Source organism: Cupriavidus ulmosensis (assembly GCF_977008105.1).
Genome location: NZ_CDRMWP010000002.1, coordinates 1 through 25,197, shown reverse-complemented (window position 1 = coordinate 25,197; position 25,197 = coordinate 1). Strand labels below are relative to the sequence as shown.

Annotated in this window: 20 protein-coding genes; 4 read left to right on the top strand and 16 right to left on the bottom strand. The window is 70.8% G+C overall.

The window, feature by feature from the left end:
* The first annotated feature begins 32 nt into the window (after positions 1–32).
* A complete protein-coding gene (locus tag ACWTPI_RS20080; RefSeq protein WP_454732517.1) occupies positions 33–1,196 on the top strand; it encodes a porin in 1,164 nt (387 codons plus the stop codon).
* Positions 1,197–1,255: 59 nt separating this feature from the next.
* A complete protein-coding gene (locus ACWTPI_RS20075) occupies positions 1,256–2,506 on the top strand; it encodes an alpha/beta hydrolase fold domain-containing protein (protein WP_454732516.1) in 1,251 nt (416 codons plus the stop codon).
* Positions 2,507–2,518: 12 nt separating this feature from the next.
* Here ACWTPI_RS20075 and ACWTPI_RS20070 read toward each other — a convergent pair whose 3' ends face one another.
* From ACWTPI_RS20070 to ACWTPI_RS20010, 13 genes are all read right to left on the bottom strand, one after another.
* The gene (locus ACWTPI_RS20070) at positions 2,519–4,342 is read right to left on the bottom strand and encodes an alpha/beta fold hydrolase (RefSeq protein ID WP_454732515.1); all 1,824 of its coding nucleotides are present in this window, start codon (positions 4,340–4,342) and stop codon (positions 2,519–2,521) included.
* Positions 4,343–4,568: 226 nt separating this feature from the next.
* A complete protein-coding gene (locus ACWTPI_RS20065) occupies positions 4,569–6,944 on the bottom strand; it encodes a polysaccharide biosynthesis tyrosine autokinase (RefSeq protein WP_454733981.1) in 2,376 nt (791 codons plus the stop codon).
* A gap of 82 nt (positions 6,945–7,026) precedes the next feature.
* On the bottom strand, positions 7,027–7,749 hold the full coding sequence (locus ACWTPI_RS20060; RefSeq protein WP_020423794.1) for a Crp/Fnr family transcriptional regulator: 723 nt from the start codon (positions 7,747–7,749) through the stop codon (positions 7,027–7,029).
* Positions 7,750–8,018: 269 nt separating this feature from the next.
* A complete protein-coding gene (locus ACWTPI_RS20055; protein ID WP_454732514.1) occupies positions 8,019–10,595 on the bottom strand; it encodes a glycosyl hydrolase 2 galactose-binding domain-containing protein in 2,577 nt (858 codons plus the stop codon).
* Positions 10,596–10,609: 14 nt separating this feature from the next.
* Positions 10,610–11,602: a DUF1839 family protein gene (locus ACWTPI_RS20050; protein ID WP_454732513.1), complete on the bottom strand. Its 993-nt coding sequence runs from the start codon at positions 11,600–11,602 to the stop codon at positions 10,610–10,612.
* Entirely contained in the window at positions 11,602–12,621 is a 1,020-nt protein-coding gene (locus ACWTPI_RS20045; RefSeq protein ID WP_020203282.1) for an amino acid--[acyl-carrier-protein] ligase, read from the bottom strand. Before ACWTPI_RS20045 ends, ACWTPI_RS20050 begins: the two co-directional genes overlap by 1 nt.
* 10 nt (positions 12,622–12,631) lie before the next feature.
* Complete coding sequence (locus ACWTPI_RS20040; protein WP_454732512.1) at positions 12,632–13,831, bottom strand: acyl-CoA dehydrogenase family protein; 1,200 nt, start codon at positions 13,829–13,831, stop codon at positions 12,632–12,634.
* Positions 13,828–14,079, bottom strand: coding sequence for an acyl carrier protein (locus tag ACWTPI_RS20035; RefSeq protein WP_020203280.1), 252 nt, complete (start codon positions 14,077–14,079; stop codon positions 13,828–13,830). The genes ACWTPI_RS20040 and ACWTPI_RS20035 overlap by 4 nt, the downstream gene beginning before the upstream one ends.
* Before the next feature lie 173 nt (positions 14,080–14,252).
* On the bottom strand, positions 14,253–15,656 hold the full coding sequence (locus ACWTPI_RS20030; RefSeq protein WP_454732511.1) for an undecaprenyl-phosphate glucose phosphotransferase: 1,404 nt from the start codon (positions 15,654–15,656) through the stop codon (positions 14,253–14,255).
* 187 nt (positions 15,657–15,843) lie between these two features.
* Positions 15,844–16,512, bottom strand: a complete 669-nt coding sequence (locus tag ACWTPI_RS20025; protein ID WP_043366677.1) for a phosphatase PAP2 family protein — start codon at positions 16,510–16,512, stop codon at positions 15,844–15,846.
* 739 nt (positions 16,513–17,251) lie between these two features.
* A complete protein-coding gene (locus ACWTPI_RS20020) occupies positions 17,252–17,551 on the bottom strand; it encodes a hypothetical protein (RefSeq protein WP_020203278.1) in 300 nt (99 codons plus the stop codon).
* A 99-nt stretch (positions 17,552–17,650) separates the two neighbouring features.
* Positions 17,651–18,100: a response regulator transcription factor gene (locus tag ACWTPI_RS20015; RefSeq protein ID WP_020203277.1), complete on the bottom strand. Its 450-nt coding sequence runs from the start codon at positions 18,098–18,100 to the stop codon at positions 17,651–17,653.
* Positions 18,101–18,321: 221 nt separating this feature from the next.
* Positions 18,322–19,179, bottom strand: a complete 858-nt coding sequence (locus ACWTPI_RS20010; RefSeq protein ID WP_059411998.1) for a helix-turn-helix transcriptional regulator — start codon at positions 19,177–19,179, stop codon at positions 18,322–18,324.
* A 508-nt stretch (positions 19,180–19,687) separates the two neighbouring features.
* Here ACWTPI_RS20010 and ACWTPI_RS20005 point away from each other — a divergent pair.
* Positions 19,688–21,352, top strand: a complete 1,665-nt coding sequence (locus ACWTPI_RS20005) for a phage integrase family protein (protein ID WP_454732510.1) — start codon at positions 19,688–19,690, stop codon at positions 21,350–21,352.
* Positions 21,353–21,604: 252 nt separating this feature from the next.
* Here the strand turns inward: ACWTPI_RS20005 and ACWTPI_RS20000 are convergent, their stop codons facing one another.
* Both ACWTPI_RS20000 and ACWTPI_RS19995 read right to left on the bottom strand, forming a co-directional pair.
* Positions 21,605–22,618 carry a ParB/RepB/Spo0J family partition protein gene (locus tag ACWTPI_RS20000; RefSeq protein ID WP_059411996.1) on the bottom strand — a complete coding sequence of 338 codons (1,014 nt, stop codon included), beginning with the start codon at positions 22,616–22,618 and terminating at the stop codon, positions 21,605–21,607.
* Positions 22,619–22,620: 2 nt separating this feature from the next.
* Positions 22,621–23,280 carry a ParA family protein gene (locus tag ACWTPI_RS19995; protein ID WP_020204770.1) on the bottom strand — a complete coding sequence of 220 codons (660 nt, stop codon included), beginning with the start codon at positions 23,278–23,280 and terminating at the stop codon, positions 22,621–22,623.
* 369 nt (positions 23,281–23,649) lie between these two features.
* Here ACWTPI_RS19995 and ACWTPI_RS19990 point away from each other — a divergent pair, with 369 nt between their 5' ends.
* Positions 23,650–23,853 carry a cold-shock protein gene (locus tag ACWTPI_RS19990; RefSeq protein ID WP_006159056.1) on the top strand — a complete coding sequence of 68 codons (204 nt, stop codon included), beginning with the start codon at positions 23,650–23,652 and terminating at the stop codon, positions 23,851–23,853.
* A gap of 249 nt (positions 23,854–24,102) precedes the next feature.
* Here the strand turns inward: ACWTPI_RS19990 and ACWTPI_RS19985 are convergent, their stop codons facing one another.
* On the bottom strand, positions 24,103–25,146 hold the full coding sequence (locus ACWTPI_RS19985) for a replication protein RepA (RefSeq protein ID WP_231401657.1): 1,044 nt from the start codon (positions 25,144–25,146) through the stop codon (positions 24,103–24,105).
* Positions 25,147–25,197 lie beyond the last annotated feature (51 nt).

Below are 25,197 nucleotides of genomic sequence, written 5' to 3'. Positions count from 1 at the left end.
CGCCAACAACCGGAAAAAAGGAGTGGACAAGGATGAAGCAGCCCCAAGCATGCAAGCACTTGCGCAACGCCATCTTGACCGGCGGCACCGCGCTGATCGCCGGATCGGCGCAGGCGCAGTCGCAGTCGAACCTGATCCTCTATGGCGTGATGGACGCCGGCATCGAATACCTGAGCCACTTTTCCGACAAGGTCCCCACGGCCGCCAACGGCTACGCCACCGGCGCCGGCCACAACACGGTGCGCATGAGCTCCGGCAACCTGGCCGGCTCGCGCTTCGGCATGCGCGGCGAGGAAGACCTCGGCGGCGGCCTCAAGGCCCTGTTCGTGCTGGAAAGCGGCTTCACCGCCGACGACGGCAGGCTGGCCTTCAACGGCCGCCTGTTCGGGCGCCAGGCCCTGGTCGGCCTCGGCGGCCACGGCGCGTGGCGCGTGACCTTCGGCCGCCAGAGCACCTCCATCTACGACGGCTTCGCCAACTTCGCGCCGGCCGCGTACACGAAATACGAGCCGGCCGGCGCGCTCGGGGGCTACAGTTCGCGCTCGGACAACATGGCCAAGTTCGCCGCCCAGGTCGGCCCGCTGATCGCGCTGGCGCACTGGTCCTTCGGCAACGGCATCTTCTCCTCGGGCGAGGTGCCGGGCCAGTTCCGCCGCGACACCGGCTACGGCACGGCGCTCAACTACGCGCTCGGCCGCTACGGCGTCGCCGTCGCCTACGACCAGTACAACCCGACCCTGACCGCGGCCGGCGACAGCGGCACCTTCCGGCGCGCCGGCGTCGCGGGCAACTACGTCAACGGCGCGCTCACGCTGCAGGGCGGCGTGCGCTGGGGCCTGGACAAGAACGGCGCGGGCGCCACGCTGATGCGCGACAACATGTACTGGATCGGCGCCAACTATCTCGCCACGCCGGCGCTGAACCTGACGCTGGCGTATTACTACGACGACATCAAGCTCGCCAACGCCAGCCTCAACCGGCTGCCCGCCACCAACGCGAAGAACCCCTGGCAGATGCTGTTCATCGCCGACTACAGCCTGTCCAAGCGCACCAACGTCTACGTGCTCGGCGCCTACGCGAAGCACGCCGGCATCGGCCTGGACACCGCCGCGGGCGGCTTCGTCAACGGCTACTATCTCGCCAGCGGCAAGGACAGCATGTTCGCCGCCACGCTCGGCATCCGGACCAAGTTCTGAGCCGTGCCAGCCATGCCGGGGTACCGGCTGGCGGCACGCGACATCGCGGAGACAAAACGATGCACAAGACCGCAAGCCTGGGGACGCGCCGCGCCCGGACGTGGCCCTGGACCCTGCTGGCCTGCGCCCTGGTGGCGATCACGGCGCCGCTGACGCTCTGCCTGCTCATCCCGTGGCACTGGGGCGGGCCGGGCAGGACCGGGGCGGTGCTGTCCTACCTGGTGCCGATGCTCGCGCTCTCGTTCCCGCTGCACCTGCTGCTGGTCACGGCCGCGGCGGTGGTGTCGTGGTACGCGGCGCTGCGCGCCGGCGCCAGGCTGGCCGCGGCGCTGTCGGCGGTGGTGGCCATCCTGACCGCGGCGATGGGCCTGGTCCCGGCCATCGCCACGTGGCAGCAGGCGCGCGCGCTCGGGGTGCCGCTGTCGCTGCGCGACTATCTCGCCAATGCGCGCCACGTCAACAAGGGCCCGGCGCAGCCGGCGCGCAGCGTGGTCTACGGCACCGCCGCCGACGGCACCCGGCTGGTGCTGGACGTGTGGCGCAGCGGCCGGCCCGGCGACGGCCCGCTGCGCCCGGCCATCGTGCAGGTGCACGGCGGCGGCTGGGTGCGCGGCAACCGCAGCATGACGCCGGACTGGAACCGCTGGCTGAACGGGCTCGGCTACGAGGTGTTCGACGTGGAATACCGCATGCCGCCGAATGCGCGCTGGCAGGACGAGGTCGGCGACGTCAAGTGCGCGCTGGGCTGGGTCGCCGCGCATGCGGCCGACTACCACGTCGACCCCGCGCGCATCAGCATCATGGGCAGCTCCGCCGGCGGCAACCTCGCCGCGCTGGCCGCCTACAGCGCGGGCGACGCGCGCCTGCCGCCGTCGTGCGCGGCGCGGCCGGTCGCGGTCAGGAGCGTGGTCAACCTGTTCGGCCCGGCCGACCTGGCGCGGCTGCACGACGCGCCGGCCACGCCGCCGCACATACGGGCCGCCTTGCGGGCGTATGCCGGCGGCACGCCCGCGGCGCAGCCGCAGCGCTACCGCCTGCTGTCGCCGCTGAGCCACGTCGGCGCGCAAACCCCGCCCACCATCACGCTCATCGGCCTGAGCGACCGCGTGATCGCGTCCGAGCAGGCCGGGCTGCTGGACGACGCGCTGGCCCGCCACGGCGTGCCGCACGAGACCTGCCTGCTGCGCGCCACCGACCACGCCTTCGCCCATCACTGGGGCGGCTTTGCCACGCAGATCGCGCGCGCCAGGATCGCGGCCTTCCTCGAGCGCTACGCGGGCGCGGCGGCGCCGGCAGCAGCCGGCCATTGAGCCGCGCCGGGCTCAGGCGCCCGCGCTGCCCGCCACGGCGTCGGCCAGCTCCGCGCGCTCGCCGCTGCCGGCCGCCTCGCCGCGCGCGGCCTGCTGCTCCATGTAGCGCACCAGGTAGGCGCACAGCGCCGCGCGGCTTTCCTCGAGGAACAGCGAATGGTCGAACTTCGGCAGGGTCCGCACGCGGATGTGCGCGAGCCCCTGCAGCGCCTCCAGGTTGCCGCCGAAACGGTCCCTGGCTTCTTCCAGGCCGAGGTCGCTCATGCCGAACAGGAAGTCGGTCTGCACGCCGCGCCGGTCCAGCTCGCGCATGGCGGCGCGCGCGAAGCCGGTCACGGTGGTGGTGTCCTCGCCGCGGCGCCAGCGCGCCAGCGCGGACGCGGCGCGCTGGCCCAGGCGGCGCGCGCCGCGCCGCACGAAGCCGTGGAGGATCGGCACCACCCTGACCTCGCCGCGCAGCAGCCTCTGCCAGTTCTCGACGCGGCGCACCGCGGCGGCGTAGCCGCGCATGGACTGCACGCGCTCGCTGGCGGCGGCCGTGTCGGCCTCGTCCCAGCGGAACTTGGCGAGGTTGGCCAGCACCACGCCGGACACGTTGGGGTTGCGCAGGGCCACGTGCAGGCTGATGTAGGCGCCCGAGCATACGCCCGAGACCACCACGCGGCGCAGGCCCTGCGCGCGCAGCCAGTCCACCGCGGCGCTGGCGTCCTCGCAGGCGCAGGGGTCGTATACGGCGGGAATGCTCATCTGGCGCGCCGGCGCGGGGCTGTCGCCGAGCGCCGACAGGTCCAGGCGCAGCGCGGTCACGCCGTGGCGCGCCAGCTCGCGCGACAGCATGACGAACAGCCGCCCGTCACCGACGTGGTGGTTGCCGCCGGTGTTCGGGAACACGATGGCCACGCCGTTGGGCGCGCGCCGCGCCGGCTGGCACAGGATGCCGAACTGGCGGCCGTGGTCCAGCCAGACCCGCTGCTCGCGCACGCCGTCGACCTCCCACTCCAGCGCCGGACGCGGCTCCTGCGCCGCCGGCGCGGCGCGCGCGGCGGCCCTGGGCACCGGGCCGAGCCACGCCAGCACGGCCTGCCAGGCGGCCTCCGGCACGCGAGCGTACTCGGCCGCCTGCATCATGCCGGCGTACTCGGGAAAGCCGTCCAGCGTGACCTCGGCGCCCGACGCGCGGTAAAGCGTACCCATTTCTGCGACCGGCGACGCGGTGCCCGGCCAGGCGTCGAGCAGCAGCACGCGCGGCGCCGGGCAGCCCTTGCGGCGCGCCAGGCGCAGGCCTTCGAGCGCGGCCACGGTGTCGGCCTGGAAGCGGTAGGCGAGCACGTCGAGCGCGCCGTCGGCGGGCGGCGCCTGCGCGATGTCGGGGATCACGTTGTTGAGCCAGCCGGTATGCAGCGCGCGCAGTTCGCGCAGGTAGTTGCGCCCGTTTACCACCGGCGCCAGCAGCACCAGCCCGGCCACCACGGCGGGATCGCGCGCGGCCAGCGCCTCGGCCGCGAGCACCGCCAGCGCCGCGCCCAGGCGCAGGCCGCACAGCACCACGCGCTCCACGCCGCCCTGCTCGCGCAGGGTGCCGACCGCGGCCAGGATGCCGTGCACGCACCACGCGATGTGCTCTTGCTCGGCGCCGCTGCCGGCGGCGTCGCCGGTGCCGGGATAGTCGAAGCGCAACGCCGGCACCCCGGCCGCGGCGAGGTCGTCGGCCAGGTGCCGGAACGCGCGGTGGGACCACATCGCCTCGTGGCCGTGCGGGTTGCACAGCACCACGCCCGTGCTGCCCGCGGCTTCATGCAGCCAGCCGGCGCATCCTTCGAACAAGACCGGTTTCATCACCTCTCCCAATGAAAAACGGGGCTTGGGCCCCTGGCATCTTGCGCACGCAGAAACGGGTACGCTTTGTTGTCGCGCGCGTGCCGGCGGCGGCGCCGAAGCCCGCTGCCGGCGCGCATGCGGGGCCGGAAAGCACCGCGTTTGCGCCCCACTCGCGGCCTGCCCGCGGGCACGCAGAAACGGGTACGCCACCGGCCGCCGCGCCATGCCGCGGGCCGTCAGGCGGTCAGGCCGCCGGCATGGAGCCATGCTGGTCCGCGCCCGGAGCGGGCGCGGCGCGCGCCTCCAGCGCCAGCGCTTCGGGCCGCGCGGGCGGCAGCGGCAGGCCCAGGTACGGGTTCATCGCGGCGAAGTCCGCGCGGTTGCTGCGCCGGCGCGTGACGCCGTTGAGCATGCCGCCGGCCAGGCGGGCCTCGGCGCGCGCCAGGCGCTTGAGCGCTTCGTCGACCTGGCTGGCCGGCGTGACGTCGGCGCGCACCACCAGCAGCGTGGCGCCGGCGAGGTTGGCCACCAGCGTGCCGTCGGCCACCGCCAGCACCGGCGGCGTGTCGATGATGACGAGGTCGAAGCGCGCCTTGCAGATGCGCAGCGTCTCGGCCAGCGCGGGCATCATCAGCAGCTCGGACGGGTTGGGCGGCGTGGCGCCGGCGGTGATCAGCGACAGGCCGGACACCACCGTGGGCCGCACCACCGTGGCGGGATCGGCGCGCCCCGCCAGCAGGTCGGCCAGCCCCGGCTCGGGCGCCTGGTCGAACCAGTGCGCGACCCTGCCGCGGCGCAGGTCGGCGTCGATGAGCAGCACGCGCTGGCCGGCCTCGGCGAACAGCACCGCGAGGTTGACCGCGGCGAAGGTCTTGCCCGCGCCGGGCGCGGGACTCGTCACCGCGAGCACGCAGTCGGGCGCGTTGCGCACGGCGAAATGCAGCGCCGCGCGCACGCTGCGCAGGCCTTCCACCGCGACCGAATGCGGCGAGCGGCGCGCCAGCAGGAAGCGGTCGTGCAGGCCGCAGCGCAGCAGCCGGTCGCCCTCGCTGGAGGCGAACTCTCCGGGCTCGGCCAGCGCGGTGCCGGGCGCCGGGGCGTAGAGCCGCGGGCCGGGCGCGCCGGCGAACCCCATCATCATGCCCAGGCGGCGATGCACCTCGGCCTGCTGCTCGAGCTCGGCCTGCTCGCTGCTGAAGGCGATCTCGCCGAGCATGGGCATGCCGAGCCGCGCCTCGGCGTCGGCCGCGTCGGCCACCGAGGGCTTGAGGCGCTGGCGCGCGGCCACGCCGATCAGGCCCAGGCACAGGCCGAGCAGCGCGCCGCCGCCGGCCAGCGGCAGCGGGCCCGGGCCGTCCGGGCGCGCCGGCGGCAGCGCCGGGTCGACGATGCGCATGGTGCTGGAGCGGTCGGACTGCGCCAGCGAGAGCTGCTGCTCGCGGTTGCGCAGCGTCATGTACATGTCCTCGGCGACCTTGACGTCGCGCGTGAGCGCCACCGATTCGCGCTCGGTCTCGGACAGGTTCTGCATGCGCGAATCCATGTCGCGCCGCACCTTGCCCAGTTCCTGGATCTGCGTGTCGACGGTGCGCACTTCGTTGCTGTCGGTGGTGAAGCGCTGCAGCAGGCGGGTGCGCTCCAGGCGCAGCGCGGCGATCTGGCGCTGGTAGTCCATGCTGCCGTTGAGGTAGGACTGCGCCTCCTGCGTGGGCGCCATCGTGCCGCTGCGCGCGCGGTAGCGCGTGAGCGCCGCTTCCGCGCGCTCGAGCTCGCGCTGCACGCGCGGCAGCTCGCTGGTGACGAAGGCCAGGCTGCCGGCGGCGTCGTCGCGGCGCTGGCTGGTCTGACTGTCGATGTAGGACTGCGCCACGCCGTTGACCAGCGCGGCGGCGAGCTTGCGGTCCGGGTAGCGCCACGCGATGCGCACGGTGCCGGCGTCGCGCGTGTGCTCGTCCACCACCAGCTCGCCGGTGATGGCGTCGATCGCCGACAGCGGATCGCGCCGCATCAGTTCGAAGCGCGTGCCGAGCCGCGCGTCGAGCTGCCCGACCTGCAGCTCCACGTCGTTGCCCGCGGCGGGCTCGCCGACCGCGCCGTCGAGCAGCATGGCCTCGCCCGCGTAGAGCCGGTAGCGGCCTTCGGGCTGGGCCACCAGCGTGAGCGGCACGTTGAGCAGGCGCTCGGGCACCGACAGGCTGTCCACCCGCGCGCGCTCGCCGCCCCAGGCGTAACCGAGGCCCTCGGGCCACGGCGCGAGCACGCGGCCTGGCTCGGCCAGGCGCTCGGCGAGCGCCCCCAGCAGCGGCGCGCGCACCGGCGCGGCCGACACGTCCAGGCGCAGACGCTCCACCACCGGCCCGACCACCGCGCGGCTGGTCAGCATGCCGGCATCGAACTGCGCCGCGGACACATTGCCCTGCGCGGCATTGCGCGGCGCCATCTGCACCAGCGCCTCGACCCGGTAGCGCGGCGGCGTGGACAGCGCCACCAGCGCGCCGGCCACCCCGCCGGCAACCGCGAGCCCGACGATCCAGCCGAGGTGGTCGAGCAGCGCGCGCCGCCCGCGCGCGCGCGGCTGCGCCGGCGCATTCGCAGCCGGCGTCGCGCCGGCAAAGAACAACCTGTTCACGGCATTCTCCCTGGGCGGCCGACCCGTCGGCCACGCTCGCCCCATTGCCCGTCGGCCATCGGCCGCGCCGGCTTCAGACGGTTGCCAGCGCCGGCAGCAGTCGATCGAATTCGCGCTTGACGAGCTTGTAGCACTCGCACGAATGCGCTTCCAGGCCATGCCGGTCGAGCACGGTGATGTGCCCGCGGCTGTGCTGGATCAGGCCGAGGTCCTCGAGCTTGCCGGCGGCCTCGGTCACGCCCTCGCGGCGCACGCCGAGCATGTTGGCGATGACCTGCTGCGTGATGACCAGCTCGTTGGAAGCCATGCGGTCGAGCGCCAGCAGCAGCCAGCGGCACAGTTGCTTGTTGAGCGAGTGGTGGCGGTTGCACACCGCGGTCTGCGCGATCTGCGTGAGCACGGCCTGCACGTACAGCAGCGTGACGCGCTGGATCGCCGGCGAATGCAGGAACTCCTGCTTGAGCGTGGCCGCGGACAGGCGGTAGGCGAAGCCCGGCGTGCGCACTTCCACGCGGCACGGCATGGTGTCGCCGCCGGTGAGCACCGGAATGCCGACCAGCCCTTCCTTGCCGATGGCGGCGATCTCCACCGTGGCGCCGTCTTCCAGCAGCGACAGCATCGAGACGATGGCCGTGGTGGGGAAGTAGACGTGATGGATGCGCTGGCCGGAGTCGGTCAGCAGTTGCCCGGCGCGCATGCGCACCAGCTCGAGATGCGCCGACAACAGCTCCCAATCCTTGCGCGGCAAGGCACCCAGCACATGATTGACGTGCAGATCCGAACGCTGACTGATCATTTCCCTCTCCCCGTGACCAGCCGCACGAACACTTAACACCGGAGCCGGTCCGCGCACTTCGCGGGACCCGCGCCGGCCGCCTATTCCGTGACCCTGGCTCGTGCGGCATCTGTGTCTTCATTAAGGGCTATATGTGGGCCTGCCAACAGTAGCCGCACGGTTGAAACCCGGTCATCCTTCGGTAGGTTTGAGAGCAATTGCCGGGGCAGGGCCAATGCCGCGCGGACGCCGCCCCGGCGCGGCGGGCAGTATGGTGCGAGCGCGGCGCATCAGGCGCCCGGCGCACTGTAGGCAAGCGCGCGTCTCGCATTGAGCGCATGGATCTCCCCCATCGGGATGAACGCGGCGCCGGGCGGGCCCGCACCGCGCACTCCGCCATCGGGGCCGGCCTCGGGCAGCAGCCGCACGCGCCGGCGGCTGCCGGGCGCGAGGTGGAACCAGTCCTGCTCGGCGCGCATGGTGGCATCCTCGATGTGGACCCAGCGCGCGAAGCGCCGCGCCGATATCGTGAGCCACCAGTCGCCGTGCTCGCGCGTCACCGCCACCGCCAGCTCGGGCGGCTCGAGCGCGGCCGCGCTGCGGTCGGGCAGGTAGCAGGCCTGGCTCAGCAAGGCGCCGTCGGCGGGATCGAACAGCGCGGCGCGCACCACGTCGTGCTGGCGCGGGCCGAAGCGGTAGGCATAGGTGAAGTCGAAGAACGCGCCGGCCAGCTCGGCGCCGCTCACGCGCCGCGTGGCGCGCGGCGCCAGGCACAGCTCGCGCGTGACGTCGAGCAGCGCGGTCTCGCCGTCGCGCCAGCATTGCAGTTGCAGGCGCACCGCGCGCGGCGCGGCGCTCTCGTTGATGAGGTGCAGGTGGATGCCGTTGAGGCCTTCGTCGGTGAGCAGCACCTGCAACGGCTGCCACACCTGGCGCAGCGCGTGCCACGCGGACTTGGGCCGCGCCAGCGCGTCGACGATGCCCCAGCCCGCGCCCGGCAGCAGGTCCTGCAACTGCCACACCAGCGCGCCGGCGCAGGTGGAGCCGGCGCGGCGCCATTCGCTGAACACGTCGGTCATGACCTCGGCCACCACCGCGCGCGACAGTTGCAGGTAGCGCGCGCTGTCTTCGTAGCGCAGGCGCGGCGGGTCCACCTTGAACAGCTCGCGCAGGTAAAAGTCACGCACGTCCTCGAAATCCCAGCCGCTGCCCGCGTCGCGCGGCACGCGCGCCTTCCAGCGCGGGTCGTGCGCGGGCGGCACCGGCAGCGCCTCGGCCAGCGTGCGCGCGCACGGCACGTTGGCGAAGGCCAGGCATTCGGAGGTGAAGCGCACGCTGGCGCGGCGCGCGTCGTCGAGCGGGCGCTGGTAGGCGCCCACGCCGTAGTAGTGCGTCACGCCGCTGTCGGGCTGGAACGGCCACGCGCCGCCGCTGGGCGAATTGCGCACGTAGACCGCCTCGGGATGCCAGCGCGCCACGCAGGCCGGGATGATCTCGTCGAACAGCGGCTGGCGCCATGCCGCGGCGGCAACGCCCATCATGGCGGCCTGCTGCTCGACCTCGCTGCCGCCGCACAGCACCGCCACGCTCGGGTGGTGGCGGTGCGCGGCCAGCCATTCGCCGACCTCGCGCGCGGCCTGCGCCATCAGCGGGCGCGCCGCTTCGGCATCGGCCGAATAGTCGAAGTTGGCGAACATGAAGTCCTGCCAGACCAGCAGGCCGAGCGCGTCGCACGCATCGAAGAAGGCCTCGCCCTGGTAGCAGGTGACGCCGCTCACGCGCACCATGTTCATGCCGGCGCCGTGCGCCAGCGCGAGCCATTTTTCCACGGCCGCGGGCGCATCGGCGTGGCCGGTCAGATCGTGGCTGGTCCAGCAGGCGCCGCGGCAGAAGATGCGCTCGCCGTTCACGCGCAGCGCGAAGCCTTCGTCGCCCTGCGGTGTCTCGCGCTCGGCTTCGATGCGGCGAAAGCCGACCTGCGCGCAGTCGATGCGCAGTTCTCCCAGCCGCAGTTGCACGGCATAGCGTTCGGGCGTGCCATGCGTGTGCGGCCACCACAGGCGCGGCGCGGGGATGGCGAGCTCGCCTTCGTAGGCGATGCCGCCCGGGCCTGCGTCCACCGCGGCCAGCGGCGCCTCGCGCCCGTCCGCGCACAGCATCGGCAGCACGCCCGGCGGCAGCGGCGCCACGTCGCGCAGGCACAGGCGGATCGTGCCGCGCGCGAGATCGGCGTCGAGCGCGGCGTGCAGGTCGTAGCGCGCGGTCAGCAGCGGGCTGGCGGCGTCGAGCGGCAGCAGGTCGACGCCGCGCCACGGGCCCACGGTATGGACCGGCGGGCACCAGCCCGGCATGTGGCCCAGCAGCGTGGTGCGCACCAGCCGCAGCGAGGGCGGCGTGACCAGGCGCGGCTTCCACCGCGCCGGCCCGCGCTGGCCGCGCAGCCAGCGGTGCAGCGCGCGGAAGCACAGGTACAGCACGTGGCTGCCGTCGAGATGCAGCTCGGCCTCGTGCGCGGTGAACATGTTGTGCGCGTCGAGCACGCGCGTCTCGTCGAGCCAGACCTCGGCGATGGTGGCCAGGCCATGCAGGCGCAGGCGATGCGCGCCGCTGCCGGACAGCGGCACGCGATACCAGTAGTCGTGGTCGTGCAGCGCGCGCGGCGCGGCGGCCTGCCACCGGCCCGCGGCCTGCAGCGCCTGCGCCACGGTGCCGGGCACGCTGGCCGGCAGCCACGGCGCGCGGCTGGCCAGCGCGGCCGGCGAGGCGGCGGCGCCGGCGGGCGTCTCCAGCAGGGTCCAGCCGTGCGCGAGCGGCTGCCGGCAGGCGGGCCGCCCGGGGACCGGCGCGAGTGCGAGCGGCGCGTGCATGGCCGGCGGGCGCGTCAGTATTCGGCTTCGCCCACGTAGCCGGCCAGCGCGGGCACCGCCGCCTCGTAGGAGGCTTCGAGCTGGTCCAGGCAGTCCAGGCAGCGGTCCATGCGGCGGCTGATGACGGAGCGCACCAGACGGAACTGCATCACCATCGCCTCGGAGGCCATCTTCTGGCACGCGCCGGCGATGCTGTCCGGCATCGGCTGGCCGTGCTGGGCCAGCCAGCGCAGGTACTGCCCGAGCAGCTCGAAGTTGGCGCCGAGCTGGCGCAGCACGCAGAACGCATAGGGATGGAAGACCTGCTCGCCGCCGGCCATCAGCGCTTCCTGGTGCGCCGGGAACGCGGTGCGGAACGCGGCGATGGGGTTCTGGCGCGGGCGCCGCGCGAGGTGCCTGCGCAGCAGCGCGAGCGCGGCGCGCACCAGCATCGCCCCTTCCAGCGCGGGGAAGCGGCGTCGCACCACCTCGGCGTAGGGAAACAGCAGGTTCACGTCGCCGGCCAGGCCCGGCAGGCGGCGGAACAGGCCGTCGTAGTCCTCGCCGCTGGCCACGTGGTAGCCCTCGTTGTGGTAGTAGCCGACCGACTGCGCATCCGGCACCATCACGTCGATGCCGATGGTGGTCTTGCTGTGCTCGCGGCGGTAGGTGGTGGCGCGGTTGTCGGGCAGGTAGAAGCTGTCCACCTCGAGCAGCACCACGTGGCCGCGGCAGGTCTGCGCGGCCACGCGCGCCTCCATCGACTCGTACAGCGAGAGTTCCTGCACCACCACGCCGTACAGGCGCTCGAGGTCGTCGTGCGGGTATTTGAAGAAGGTGAACTGGTCGCCCTCGAAATCCTGCGCCACGGTGAAACCGAGCGCCGCCACCGGATCGAGCGCCCAGCCGTGCAGCAGCTCGATCCACAGGTCGACATAGCAGTTGGTCTGCGGCCAGACCGGATTGCCGCTGTGCAGGGCGTGCGACACGTGGGCGACGCGCTCCAGGGTACGGGGGGCGACGAGCATCACAGCCCTCCCAGCGTGGCGCGCACGCCGCGAGGCCACTGCGAGAGGTCGAAGCCGTGGTGGCGCAGCAGCGCCAGCGTCAGGCGCTCGATGCCGAAGCCGACGCAGCCGGTGTGGGCCGGCTCGCCGTCGGCGGTGCGCAGCTCCCACACCTGGCCGAAGTGGTCCATGTGGTAGTTGAAGCTCATGCAGGCGGTGGGCGGCGCGCCCTCGTTGATGGGGACCAGCAGCTCGAACTTGAGCTTCAGCTCGCGCTGGCTGTCGGCCACGATCTTGCCGCCGCGGCCGAAGAACGGGTCGTTGGCGACGTCGACCTCGTGCGGCAGCTCGAGCAGGCCGGCGAGCTGCTGGCCGCGCTCCATCCATAGCTGGCGGAACGCGATGATCTGCTCCGCGTTGCCCAGGCGCACGTACTCGCGCTGGCGGAACATCTGCATGCGGGCCGGGTCGATCGACGGCTCGTGGCGGAAGCAGTACGACAGCACGTCCACCACCAGCCCCTGCGGCGGCATCGGCCCGCGCCGCGCCACCGCCGGGTAGATCGGATAGCAGGCCGCGGGCGTGAGCACCACGCGCGTGGGGCGCTGTTCGTCGGCCCATTCCTCGCCGTCCTCGAGCCGCGCCAGCAGGCGGTGGTGGTCGCGGTCGCTGCCGCAGAAGCTGTGCACGGTGCCGGCCAGCTGCGGGAAGCTCTTGAGATAGCCGCTGGCCTCGAAGTCCTTGCGCGACATGGCCGGCGGGAAGCGCATCACTTCCGCGCGCTGGTCCGCGCCGAGCGCGCTGACGGCCACGTTGAGGCCGTCGGCAATCGCCTCGAACACCGCGCTGCGGCCGTACACGCCGTCGACGCCGCTGGGGATCAGCAGGCCGGCCGCGATCAGCGCCTGCTGGTAGCGCCGCTGGCCGGCCTGCGGGTCGCCGTAGGGCGTTGCCGCGGCGGCATCCCCGGCGGGTTCGGCGAGTCCGGCGGACGTGGCGGGCGCGGCGCCGGCATTGTCCACGCTAACGTTGGCATCCATGTGGTGCTCCTCAGCTCGAACGCTCGGCCAGCAGCAGGCTGGCGGTGTTGGTCAGGATCCGGTCGTTGTTGATCATCAGCGGCGCCGACCAGAGATCGCGCAGATGGCGCCCGAGGCTGTAGGGCGTGCCGTGCTTGTAGCCGGCCATGCCGCAGATCATCATGGCCTGCTGCACCGCCTCGATGGCCAGCGCGGAGACGCTGGTCTTGAGCCCGTTCATCTCGGCCGCGAGCGAGAACAGCGCGGACACCGACAGCCCGGCGTGGCGCTGGCGCTGGTGGGCCAGCGCGAGTTCGAGCCGGCCTTCCATCATCTGCACCATCGCCACCGCGTCGGCCACGCGCGTGGCCGACGGCGGCAGCGAGCCGGGGCGCGCGCGCGCCTGGCCCTGGAAGAAGGCCTTGGCGCGCTGCACGGCGTCGCCGGCGATGCCGGTCCACAGCGAGGCCCAGAGAATGTGCGAGACCGGCGTCATGGTGCCGTCGGCGATCTCGCCGAACGCCACCGGCAGGATCTGCTCGCAGGCGCCGCGCGCCTCCAGGCGAAAGCCGTTGCTGCAGGTGCCGCGCATGCCCAGGGTGTCCCAGGTGCTGAGGCTTTCCAGCGTGAAGTCGGGCTTGAGCAGGCACACCATGACCTGGTCGGAGGGCGAGGCGTCGGCATGGCGGCGCGCGGTGGCCAGGATCGCGTCGGCGTGCGCGCCGTAGGAGATCGTCGGCGCCATCTTGAGCAGGTGGAAGCGGCCGTTGTCGACGTTGACCGCGCAGCCGCTGTTGCGCAGCGCGCCGCCGATGGCCTCTTCCGAGGTGGCCGAGGCCAGCAGCAACTGCTCGCCGGCGATGCGCCCGAGCAGCTGCTCGTGCCAGGGGCTGCCGCCGCCGTGCTCGATCAGGCAGGCGACCTGGATCTGGTGCATCGCGTAGATCATGCCGGCCGACGAGCAGCCCGCGGCGAGCACGCGGCAGATCGCCGCGATGGTGTCGAGCGAGGCGCCCGCGCCGCCGTGCGCGGCCGGCACCATCGCGCCGAGCAGGCCATGCTGGCGCAGCACCGCGAAGGCCTCGTGCGGGAAGGCGGCGTCGCGGTCGACGCGGTCGGCGTGCAGCGCGGCCTCGGCGGCGGCCAGGGCCGCCGCGGCCATCAGCCCGGCGGTGCCGGCATGGACCGCGGCCGGGCGCGCCAGCTCCACGCTGGCCAGCGGGGGGCTCATGCTGCCTCCTGCTGCTGCCTGAGCTGCTCGGCCGCGGCGGCCAGCGAATTCACGCTGCGAAAGAGCTGGCGGGTCAGCATCGCATCCGGGATCTCGATATTGAACGCATTCTCGATGGCCAGCATCACGTGCACGGTGGCCAGCGACGACAGGCCGGCTTCGTAGAGATCGGCCTGGTCGTCGAGCGCCTCGACCGATACGTCGAGCCGCGCCACCTCGGCGAGGATTTGTCGAATGGTTGCCTTCATCTCTGTTACTCCTCGGTGAGGATGATCGGGTTTCATCATTGGGCCGCAGCCGCCATCGGGCTTCGGTGCGCTGGCCCACCAACTTCGCGCCGCCGCGGCGGCGGCATGTCGCCGGACGGCGAACGCGAGCACCCGGCGCGCGCGGTGCTTGCCGGGCGGGTGCCCGGCGGTGCTCAGTAGGCGGCCTTGCCGGTCCAGCCGTGCAGGGCGGTGCGCAGGATGATGTGCAGGTCCAGGCGGAACGACCAGTTGCGGATGTAGAAGATGTCGAACTCGATGCGCCGGCGCATCTTGTCCACGGTGTCGGTCTGGCCGCGCAGGCCGTTGATCTGCGCCCAGCCGGTGATGCCGGGCTTGACGCGGTGGCGCAGCATGTAGCGGTCGATCACTTCCTTGTAGATCTCGTTGTGCTCGATGGCGTGCGGGCGCGGGCCCACCACCGACATCTCGCCGCGCAGCACGTTGAAGAACTGCGGCAGCTCGTCGAGGCTGGTGCGGCGCAGGAAGGCGCCCACGCGCGTGATGCGCGCATCGCCGCGCACGGCCTGGGTCACGCCGTGCTCCCGGTGCTGCACCATCGTGCGGAACTTGTAGACGTGGAACGGCTTGCCGTCCATGCCGAGGCGCGCCTGCCGGAACAGCACCGGCCCCGGCGACGACAGCTTGACCGCCGCGGCGATCGCCAGCAGCAGCGGCGACAGCCCGGCCAGCGCGGCCAGCGCGAAGGCGCGGTCGAAGCTGGCCTTGAGCAGGCCGGTGATGCCCGACTGCGGCGGGCTGTTGAGGTCGATCACCGGCAGGCCGAGGAAGTCGCTGAAGCGGTGGCCGAGCAGCTCGACCGACATGATGTCGGGCACCCAGCGGATGTCCACCAGGTCGTTGCGAAAATGGGAGACCACGTCGTACAGGTCGCGGCACGCGGCCATCGGCAGCGTCAGCCAGATTTCGCGCACGCCGTTGTTGCGCACGAAGGCGCAGACCTGCTCAAGCGACTCCAGCCGCGTCACGCCGGCGGGCACCGGCTGCATGCCTTCGTCGTAGATGCCGGCGACGTTGTAGCCGGCGCCGCGGTTGCTGCCCACGCGCTGGTACATCTCGTGGCCGAGCGAGCCGTAGCCGAGGATCACCACGCGCTTGGCGTTGATGCCGAGCTCGCGCACGCTGCCGAGCATGCCGTAGAGCGCCACGCGCGAGGCCAGCAGCATGGCCGCCACGCTCAGCAGCCAGCTCATCGACCACAGCCGCGACAGCGCGGCCGACTGGTGCATCAGGTAGGCGGCGATCAGCCCGAGCATGCAGACCGCGCCCCACGCGGCCAGCGTGCGCAGCGCCAGCGCCATGCGGCTGCGGCCGCGCCAGGAGTTGTACAGGCCGCAGGCCGGGAACACCAGCAGCGTGCTCACCGAGCACAGCACGGTGATGAAGCCGTGCACCGGGGCGGCGCTGCGCAGGCCGTGCGGGAACAGCAGCTCGCCCACGGCCACGCCGCACGCGGCGACGATGGCGGCATCGGCAAAGCGGTAGAGCATCTGCAGCGCAGCCTGGCGCTCGCCCACGAAGGCGCGGATCGCGGACATGATTTGCCTCCATCCGGCAGGCCGGACCAGTGATGCAGATCATGGTTGCGCCGCGCGGGCCCGGCGGTCTGTTTGCTGGCACACACAGGGGCGCCGTGGCGTCCCCTGCGCGCGCTCCGCCCTCTCCCGCCCTCTCCCGCCCTCTCCCGCCCTCTCCCGCCCTCTCCCGCCCTGCCGCCCTAAGCGCTCAGCGCGCGGCCTGGTCCGGCGGCGCGCAGGCGAACACCGCGGCGCCCTCGTGCCGGGCCGCCCATTCGCGCCACTGGCCGCGCTGGAACGGCTTGTCGCGCCCGGCCAGGCGCGTGGCCAGGATCTCCAGCCAGCGGTGCGTGGGCGCGGCCACGCCGGCGACCGGCACGCCCAGCATCACGGCCATCAGGATCACCGCCGCCAGCGCGGGCGCCGAGCGGCGCGGGCGCGCGCTCCAGGCGATGAAGGACAAGCTCGCGGCAAAGCCGAGCGCGAGCCCGCTGATGACTTCGGAATCGGAATGCGCCTGCAGCTTCAGGCGGGAGACGCCCACCAGCAGCGCCAGCAGGATGCCGGCGCCGGACGCGGCCAGCGCCAGGCGCGGATGGCGCGCGGGCACCACCAGGTACAGCATCACCGGCAGCACCGAGGCGGCCATCGTGCTGTGCCCGGAAAAGCCCGTGAAGTTGAGCGCCTCGCAGCCGATGCCCCAGCCCATGAAGGCCAGCTTCGACGCCAGCACCAGCGCCGCGGCGGAGCCGAACGACAGCAGCCAGCGGCGCGCGCCGGCGTAGGCGCCCGCATACAGCAGCCAGATGGCGATCAGCACCGCGCAGGGCAGCAGCAGGGAGGTTTCGCCGAAGCGCGAGATGAAATGCCAGTGCATCGGGATGGCCGTGGTGAGGTTTGGTTTCGGTACGCGGGCAAAGTATCACAGTTGCCTTTCATGGTTACTACGGGTGCTACGGGTGCCACGATTGCCGCGGCCGCGTCCCGCGATCCGCGCCGTGCCGGTCGGGTCGCCGCCCTGCGCCCGGCGGCGCCGGTTTCCCCTGGCGCCGCGCTCGTCCGGGCTTGATCCCGCCTTGTCTCAACCCAGCCGGAAGCATGAAGCGGCCAGGGTGGCGCGGCCCGCGCCGCCGCGCGCAGCACGGCGCGGCGGCGCATGCGCCGGGCCGGCGGGTTTCGCCGGCGCGCGCCGGCACCGGGCGGCGAATGCTGCTTCTGGCCGATACAGTTGCCGGCATGCTTTGTCTATCGTCGGAGAGTGGCCTGTCCGAGCGGAATCGGGCAGGCCGCTTGGAGTCCGCATGGTCCCCCGGTCGGCGGACTCTTTTTTTTGCGCGGCGCCAGGCCGATCCCGCCGGCGGCGGCCTTCGCCCGCGCCAGAAAAAGAACAGGCCACGGCGTGCCGTATCTGCCGGACGGCTCGACCGTGGCCATCAAGTTCCGGCGCAGCTTGCGCTGCGGCCGAACCGCGCGTGCGCGCAAGCCTGCCTGGCCTGCGCACCGGATCGCTCCGGTCCCCCGAGCACGCGCTCGTCGTCGCCCTCCCGTTATCCCGCCATGTCGGCCGCGACTGCCGCGGTGGCGCGCACGCGCCGTGCCGGCAGCCGCCCGGCGGCTCAGCCGGCCGCCGGCTCGCGCGGTTGCTCGCCGGCCACCACCACACAGTATTCATGGCGCGCGAGCAACCCGTCGCGCACCGCCGCCACCCGGCGGCGCGCTTCCTGCTCGCCGGCGAAGGTGGCCGCGGCAATCGCCGCGGCCTCGCAGGCGTAGCGCCGGCCGTGCAGCTCGCCGCGGTACAGCAGCGGCCCGTCGCGCCCGGTGGTCAGCCTGATCTCGTAGCAGCACGCCCATTTGCCCCGGCCTTCGGGCACGGCGAAGCCGCGCACGACCAGGATGTCCAGCCCGTTTTCCATACGACCCCCTCTGCAACGCGCGCCGGCCGGATCGACATTGGCTGTCCCGGCTTCGTTATCCGCGCGCTTTCAGCATAGGAGGCCGTGCCAGCCGGCGCCTCATCCCCTTGCCGTAGACCCACCTGAACCGATGGGGGAAGACAGCGGCATGGCGAAGCCCCGGCGCGGGAAACACTGGCCGCCGGCGCGCACCAGCGCCACCGCGGCGCGTGTCTGCTCGGGCGAGGCCGGCACGGCCAGGCAGCCGCTGGCGCCGAGATAGGCCGCGTGGCCAGTGAAGACGGGGTCGACGGTTTCGCTCATGACCAGCCAGCGCCGCGGCGCCAGCCGCGTGCTCAGCGCATGCAGCAACCGGAAGGGATCGGCGTCGGTGCCGCTGCAGTCGAGCAGCGCGAAATCGATGGGGCCGCGCGGCAGGTCCGCGGGCGCGGCCTCGAGCAGCCATTCGGGCGTCTGCGACAGGACCGGAGCGAGCGCCGACAATTCGCGCAGCTGACGCAGCACCCCCCGGCGCAGCATCATGTTGTGGGCAAGCAGGAGCGTTGTCATCGGGAGAGGTGACAGCGGGTTGGGAGGGTCGCGGCGCCGGCACGGCGCCGGCCGCGCGCAGAGACTTCAGTTGGGAACCAGCGTAGCAAGCGCGGCCGGGCGCCGCCTCATGCTTTCGGATGAGGCGGCGTACCGCAGAGGATGGAGAGGCGCCGGCGGCCGGCGCCGCCGCGCATGCGCGCGGGCGGACGCGCCGTGCCGTGCCGTGCCGTGCCGTGCCGTCAGGCAGCCTGGGACACGCTGACCAGTTCCACCGGCGGCTGGCCGGCGCCGCGCGTGGCCAGGGCCGGTGCCGGCCCCGGCCAGCTCAGCTTGGCCCCGCGCTGGAGCGCGACGTAGACCGCCTCGCCCTTGTTGCGCACCTGCAGCCGCTGGTACAGGGTGCAGGCGTGGGTCTTGGCCGTCGCCACCGAGATATTGAGCAGCCGGCTTACGGTCTTGATGGGATAACCGCGCGCCAGCAGTGCCAGCACTTCATATTGTCGCTCGGTGATGTTGAGCAGGTGCGAGCCGGCCGAGGGCGTCTCGGGGTCGGACGCGGCGGGGCCGCCGGGCGGCACCGCGCGCGCCGGGTGCTCGCGTTCGCCGTCCGGCGACATGCCGCCGCCGAACCGGTGCAGGTTGTCCGGCGCGGGCGCGGCCTGCGCCGCGGGCCGCGAGAAGGCCTGCTGCTCGCCAGCGCGCGCCGCCTGGGCCCGCGCGGGAAAGCATTCGCCGTCGGCCAGCACGAGCCGGATGGCCGCGTCGAGCATGTCCGCGCTGCAGGCCTTGGACAACAGGCCGCGCACATTGCCGGGCAGTTCGCCGGCGCCGGGCGGCGTGCAGACTTCATCGGCCAGCACCAGCACGCGGCGCGGCATCAGCGACCGGCAGGCCTGTTCCATTTCCTGCCAGTGCGTGGCGGGATCGGGCGACAGGCCGTAGATCATCAAATCGGCGTGGCACAGCCATTCGGCAGGATAGGGCAGGGAACCCGGGTCGATGTCGACCAGATCGCCATGCAGGCCCGCTTGCGTCAGCAGATGGCGCAGACCCAGGCGCAGGAGTGGATGAGGCTCGATCAAGAGGATGGTGGCCATGGCCGCTCTCTTTCTTGTTGCTGCATGGCGAGCCCCGCGACAACCCGCACATGCTGTCGGAAACGCCCCACTATCCTGTGGATGCGCTTCCCTACGATCCGGCCCGGCTCCCGACTGCCGCTGCGTGCCCGTCCAGGTTCGCTGCGTGCCTGACTTCCCTTGGTGCCGTCTACGGATCGCCCCGTTTGCGTTGTTATTACGCTTTCGTTGCTTCTTCGATACTTCTTAAGTCAGAGTTAAAAAAATCTAACTCTGGTCAGAGCATATGCACTGCAACACATGATTGCAAGTCAGGGTTACACCCGGCGCGGGCCGGTCAACGGGGCACGAACAGGAGAAGCGGGCGCCGGTTTTGGCAGCGGGTTCCCGCCGGCGTTGCGGGTTTCGGGATAATCCGGGCTATAATTATCGGCATTAGATTTCACTATGCATTTCTACCCGGATGCATTTGGTGACTGTTCAAGTGCCTTATGAATCAATACCTTAGCCCCAAATCGGGGCTCACGCCATGCAATCCGCCAAAGTGCCCAGCCTGACACTCACGCGCAGTGAGTTCGCCGCGGTCCGGGCCTATGTCCAGGGCATGCCGGCCACGATGGTGGCCGATCGCTACCTGTCCGACGACGGCGACGACGACCCCGGCGGGGAGTCCGCGCTGCGCGTGCTGCTGGGCCTGCGCGACCGCATGGTGCAGCTTGCCCACCTCCACAGCCGCCCCGATCTGGCGGAATTGCTGGAAATGGGCCCCGGGCGCTCCAACCGCGGCATGGACCGCCGCGTCGAGGCGCTGGCGGAGCTGGAGCGGCTGGGCACGGCGCGGCCGCGGGCCGATCACGGCATCGAGCTGTGGTTCTCCCCTGCCCTGGCGCGGCGCCTGCGCGCGCAGAAGATATCGAATCTACATATTCTGGTCGAGCTTGCCAACCGTCACGGCAATGCCTGGTGGCGCTCGGTGCCGCGCATCGGCGCGCTTGCCGGCGGAGCCATTAACCGCTGGCTTGCCGAGCATCGGGATATCGTCAGGGACGAGCATGGCGCGCCGCTGCTGCGTGATCACGTGGGGGCGCGGGGAAAGCTCGGCGAAGCCGTGCTGGCGCCGGGCTTGCGGCAACTGGTGCCGTTCGAGCTGATGCGGGAGCCGGTTTGCGGAGCCGATGGCGAGCCTTCGAGTGCAATAAAAAGCACTTTTGCAGGCGATCTTGCTGCCGTAGGCGCGTGGCTGGCTGCAAATGAATCACAGCAAAGTACCTGGCTGGCCTATCGCAAGGAAGCCGAGCGCCTTCTGCTGTGGGCCGCCACGGCGCGCCGCAAGCCGCTGGCGGCGCTCGACGCGCAGGACCGGCAGGACTACCTCGCCTTCCTGCGCCAGCCGGCCCCCGAGCGCCTTTGGGTCGGCCCACGCGCGCCGCGCGATTCGGTGGCGTGGCGGCCGTTCACCGGGCCGCTTTCGGAGAGCAGCGTCCTGCATGCGTCGCGCATCCTGGGCGCCCTGTTCGAATGGCTGCAGCTTCGCGGCCATGTGGCATCCCATGTCTGGCTACCGGAGCCGCGGGCGCGTACGGAACCGCGCGCGCGTGCCCGGCGCGAGGCCCCGCTGCGGCCGGGCACGGCGCTGGAGACCGATTCGCTGGACCGCTTCCTGGGCTGGCTATCCGCCCAGGCACGGGCGGACGACGGTCTGCGCTACCGCGCGGCCGAAGCCGCCGTGCGCGTGCTGCAGGCGCTGCCGATCGGCTTTGCCGAACTCGCGGAATTCCGGCGCGACCAGCTTGGCGGGGCTGGCGATGCGGACAAGTATTTCCCGGAAAATGATCTGGACGAAGCGGCGCGCGCGGCGCTGGTGCGCCACTGGCACGACCGGGGGCTGGACTGGGACACACTCGCTGGGCAGCCCATCGTCCTGGTCGGACCGCCGCGCCTGCCGCCGACCGGGCGGGCACGGCGCAAGGCCGACAGTTCACCCGGCGCGGGATATTCGGTCCGGGGCTTGCATGCGCTGCTCAGCCAGGCAATAGAGCGCTATCGGGCAGAAGCGGATGGAGAATTTGCGGCCCGCTCGCCTCGCGATCTGGCCGGGCGGCGGACGCGGATGAAGCCCGTGGTTTCGCGTGGGGGTGGTGCTTCGGTGGCGTCGGACGTCGGGGATGGTGCCGCTGCTGGCGGAGTTGCTTAATCTGGGCGGGGTGTTCTGGCGGGGTGTTCTGGCGGGGTGTTCTGGCGGGGTGTTCTGGCGGGGTGTTCTGGCGGGGTGTTCTGGCGGGGTGTTCTGGCGGGGTGTTCTGGCGGGGTGTTCTGGCGGGGTGTTCTGGCGGGGTGTTCTGGCGGGGTGTTCTGGCGGGGTGTTCTGGCGGGGTGTTCTGGCGGGGTGTTCTGGCGGGGTGTTCTGGCGGGGGAGCCCGCATCCGCGGCCTCCCCCGCCGGCTTCTCAGCCAGCCGTCTTGTCCAGGCCAAAACGCGCCTTGAGGACTTCGACGAGGGCTTCGCGCGCGGCGCGGTCGCCGACCTGCACGTCGAGCATCACGCGGCCGGAATCCCACTCCTTGATGGTGCCGAGCAACTGGCCGGCATCGCTGCGGATCTTGTACTGCCGGCTGATTTCCTTGATCTTGCGCGACTTGCCATCCTGGGCCTGCTTGCGGATGGCCTCCACTTCCCGGCTCGACAGCCCCTCCACCATGATGCGCGTGGCGAGATCGCGGGTGCGGTCCTCGCCGACGATCTTGCAGTAGAGCGTCAGTTCATAGCCGGTGGCGATGCCGATCGCCGCCGGCCGCTCGCGCATCACGCCCAGCACCGATTCCGGCAGGCGCAGCAGCGCCAGCGTCTTGTTGACGGTGCCGGCGGACATGCCCGTCAATTCGCATATATCTTCCTCTTTCTGGACTTTGCCTTCGTCGAGCAATTGCCGCCAGGCAATGGCGTTGTCGAGCGCGGACTGGTCGGAGCGCTGCTCGTTGAGCAGGAAGGACAGGCGGTAGAAATCGAGATCGCTGACGTCGCTCTCGATAAAGCATTCCATCTCGAGCTTGCCGGCCGAGGCCAGCGCGCGCTTGCGATAGTGCCCGTCGATCAGGATGTAATGCCCCGGGCGCGCCGGGTCGGGCGTGGCCAGGCCAGGCGTTTTCTGGCCATGCGTGGCGATCGAGGCGGCCCGCTCCTGCACCACGACCGGGTCGTAGATGCGCCGCGCATTGAACGGATTGTCGTGAAGCTGGGCCAGCGGCACCTTCATCAGGACGCGGCCGCCTTCCTTCGCCGGGTCACTTTCAGCGCTGAAAATCGGGCTGACCTCGCGCGAGCGCGCCTGCAACAATCCGTTCGGATGCTGGGAAATCGCGGCCTCGGCGCGCGCGAAGCGGTCGAGGGAATCGCCCCGCGTCTTCTCCGCCGCCATGCCGGCCAACATGCCGGCCTTGAGGCTCTTCAGTTTTGTCGCCATACCTATTGCTCAATCAAAGACAATACTTCGTCGACCATCAGGTCGACTTCCTGCACCGACTCGCGCGCACCGGCCACACCGTGCACGGTACAACCGATCGCCTGGCATTCCCGAAACGCCGAGCGCGAGCCGATCATCGCATTCATCAACGGCACATCCGCATCGTCGCCAAGGATCTCGATGGCCTGGCGCGCGATCGATACGCGCCGCTGCACCATGTTGGCCATCACGCGGATCCGCAGCGTTTCATTCTGGACCTGAGCATGCTGGGCCAGCGTCTTGGCGGCCACCGCTGCCCACAGGTCGGGCGGCGAGGGCACGACGGGAATGATCGCCAGATCGGAAATCAGCAGTGCGCTCGACGGCGCGGCCGAATGCACGGCGGGAGGACAGTCCACCACGATGTAGTCGTAATCCTGGACAAACTTGCGGACTTCCCGGTGCATGGCCCCGCCCGAGGGCGCCAGGCCGATCACCGAAGCCGGAAAAGGACGTTCGTCGCTGGCCTGCGCCGCCCAGCGGGTTGCCGTGCCCTGCTCGTCCATGTCCACGAGCATGGCGCGCGCGCCGCGCAGGCCCAGCGTGCCCGCGAGGTGCATGCTGACCGTCGTCTTGCCGCATCCGCCCTTTTGGTTGAAGACCGTGATGATTTTAGCTGGCACTTGCGACCTCTCTTTCAGCGCTGAAAGCGCGCGATTAACCCTAGGCGCAACTGTAGACAAAGTGACGTGCCGGCTCAACTGTTTTTTTATTTTATATTTTTAATATAAAATTAGCTGAAACATTCCGCGTTATGGAAATGAAAGATTTCCGCTTGAAATGCGGCATGGAATCCGCCTACATTAGGCATAGTGCGTCTTTCGCCGCACATGACACAACTAGACAAACTGGTTATGATGCCCGCTACAGTCGAGTCAAGTCGTGTCAACCTCGTCGGCATCCGTTCGGTAACTACGAGAACTTAGCGTGCTTGAGCGGTTGTTAGCGTTGTTTGCGTTGTGTACAAGAACTTGCTTCGAAAGGAAATTCACATGGCAACCGGTACGGTCAAATGGTTCAATGAGACCAAGGGCTTTGGCTTCATTACCCCGGACGATGGCGGTGCGGATCTGTTTGCGCACTTCTCGGAAATCCAGGGTTCGGGCTTCAAGACGCTCAAGGATGGTCAGCGCGTCACGTTTGAAGTGAAGCAAGGTCCGAAGGGCTTGCAGGCATCCGCCATCAAGCCGGCCTGATCTCACGAATCAGCCGAAATAGCCGGCTGCACCGGAACCATCATTCCGGTACGGCCAGCAGACAAAGGGCAAGCGTTCCGCGCTTGCCCTTTCTCTTTTTCGCGGCCGGTCTTGCCGCGGGTGATGCAATTGCCCCACAGTTGCCACCGAACCCCATGCGGCAACGCGTCGCAGCGGAAACCGGCGGTGCCGGAAAACAAAAACCCGCCGGCCGATGGCGGGCGGGTTCGGCAATTCGCCAGCCGTCGCTCAGGCCAGCTTGCGGACGCTGGTGCGCGACGGCTGCAGGATCAGTGCCTTGGACGAGTCGGCATCCACCTTTGCGCCGGGGTAGACCACCAGCACATCCTTGAGCGCCTTGCGGAACAGCGCGCGGAACTTGCGCTCGCTTTCGGTTTCGGTGCCGAACTGCATTTGCAGCGCTTCCCACGGAATCTCGGTGCGGCGCTGGATGGTGAAGAAACGATAGGTCAGCCAGGAGTAGACGTCGAGCGCGAACGGCGATTGCTTGAGCGCCTTCAGCGCGCGCATGTCGACGGGCACCGGCCGGTTGACCAGCTCGTTGAAGAACGGCTCGGACAGCACCACGAAACTCTCGAACATCGATCCCTGCCCGGGCTGCATCGGGTCCCACCAGGTCGACAACTGGTCGGCCAGCAGATAACCGACCCGGTCGATCGAGAGCGGTTCGTGATTGGGATTCTGGTTCTGCGCCGGCGTGGACTTGTTCTGGACGATCGCGATGGTGGCGGAGAACAGCCGGATCATCTGCTGGCGCACCAGCGTCATGGTCCCGCGCTTGCCGCCAGTGGCCATCGGAATGCCCAGGTTGTACATGAACTCCGACAGCGAATTGCCCAGCGAGATGCGCCGGTCCTCGACCGTGCCGGTAAACTCGCCGCGCTTCTTCTTGGCCATGATTTCCTTGCCGATCCAGGCCAGCATCAGGCGCGGGTAGGAACCGTAGGGATAGCCCAGCGAAACGGTTTCGGACACCAGCTTCTGGCGTCCATTGCTCGCTTTCTCGGATCGTTGCTGCGTGAAGTAGCCGGGCTGGATCATCAGCGAAATATTGCCGCTGGTCCGGGTCCAGACCGGAGGCGCGCCCTTCGGCGCGCGGTACGGAAGCGTGACCTGCACGCTGGCCCGGCTCAGGAAGCCGACCTCGCCGCTCTGCCAGGCATCTTCCCGCTCCATAGCCTGCGCCTCATCGAACAGGCGCTGGAATTTCTCGGACGGAACCAGACTGTTCTCGTCGCCGGGAACGATGATGCGGGATGGTTCATGGTCCATGTCGGCTGGGCCATGAGATCCCAGGATGGTCTGGGTGCGTTTGATGGGCAT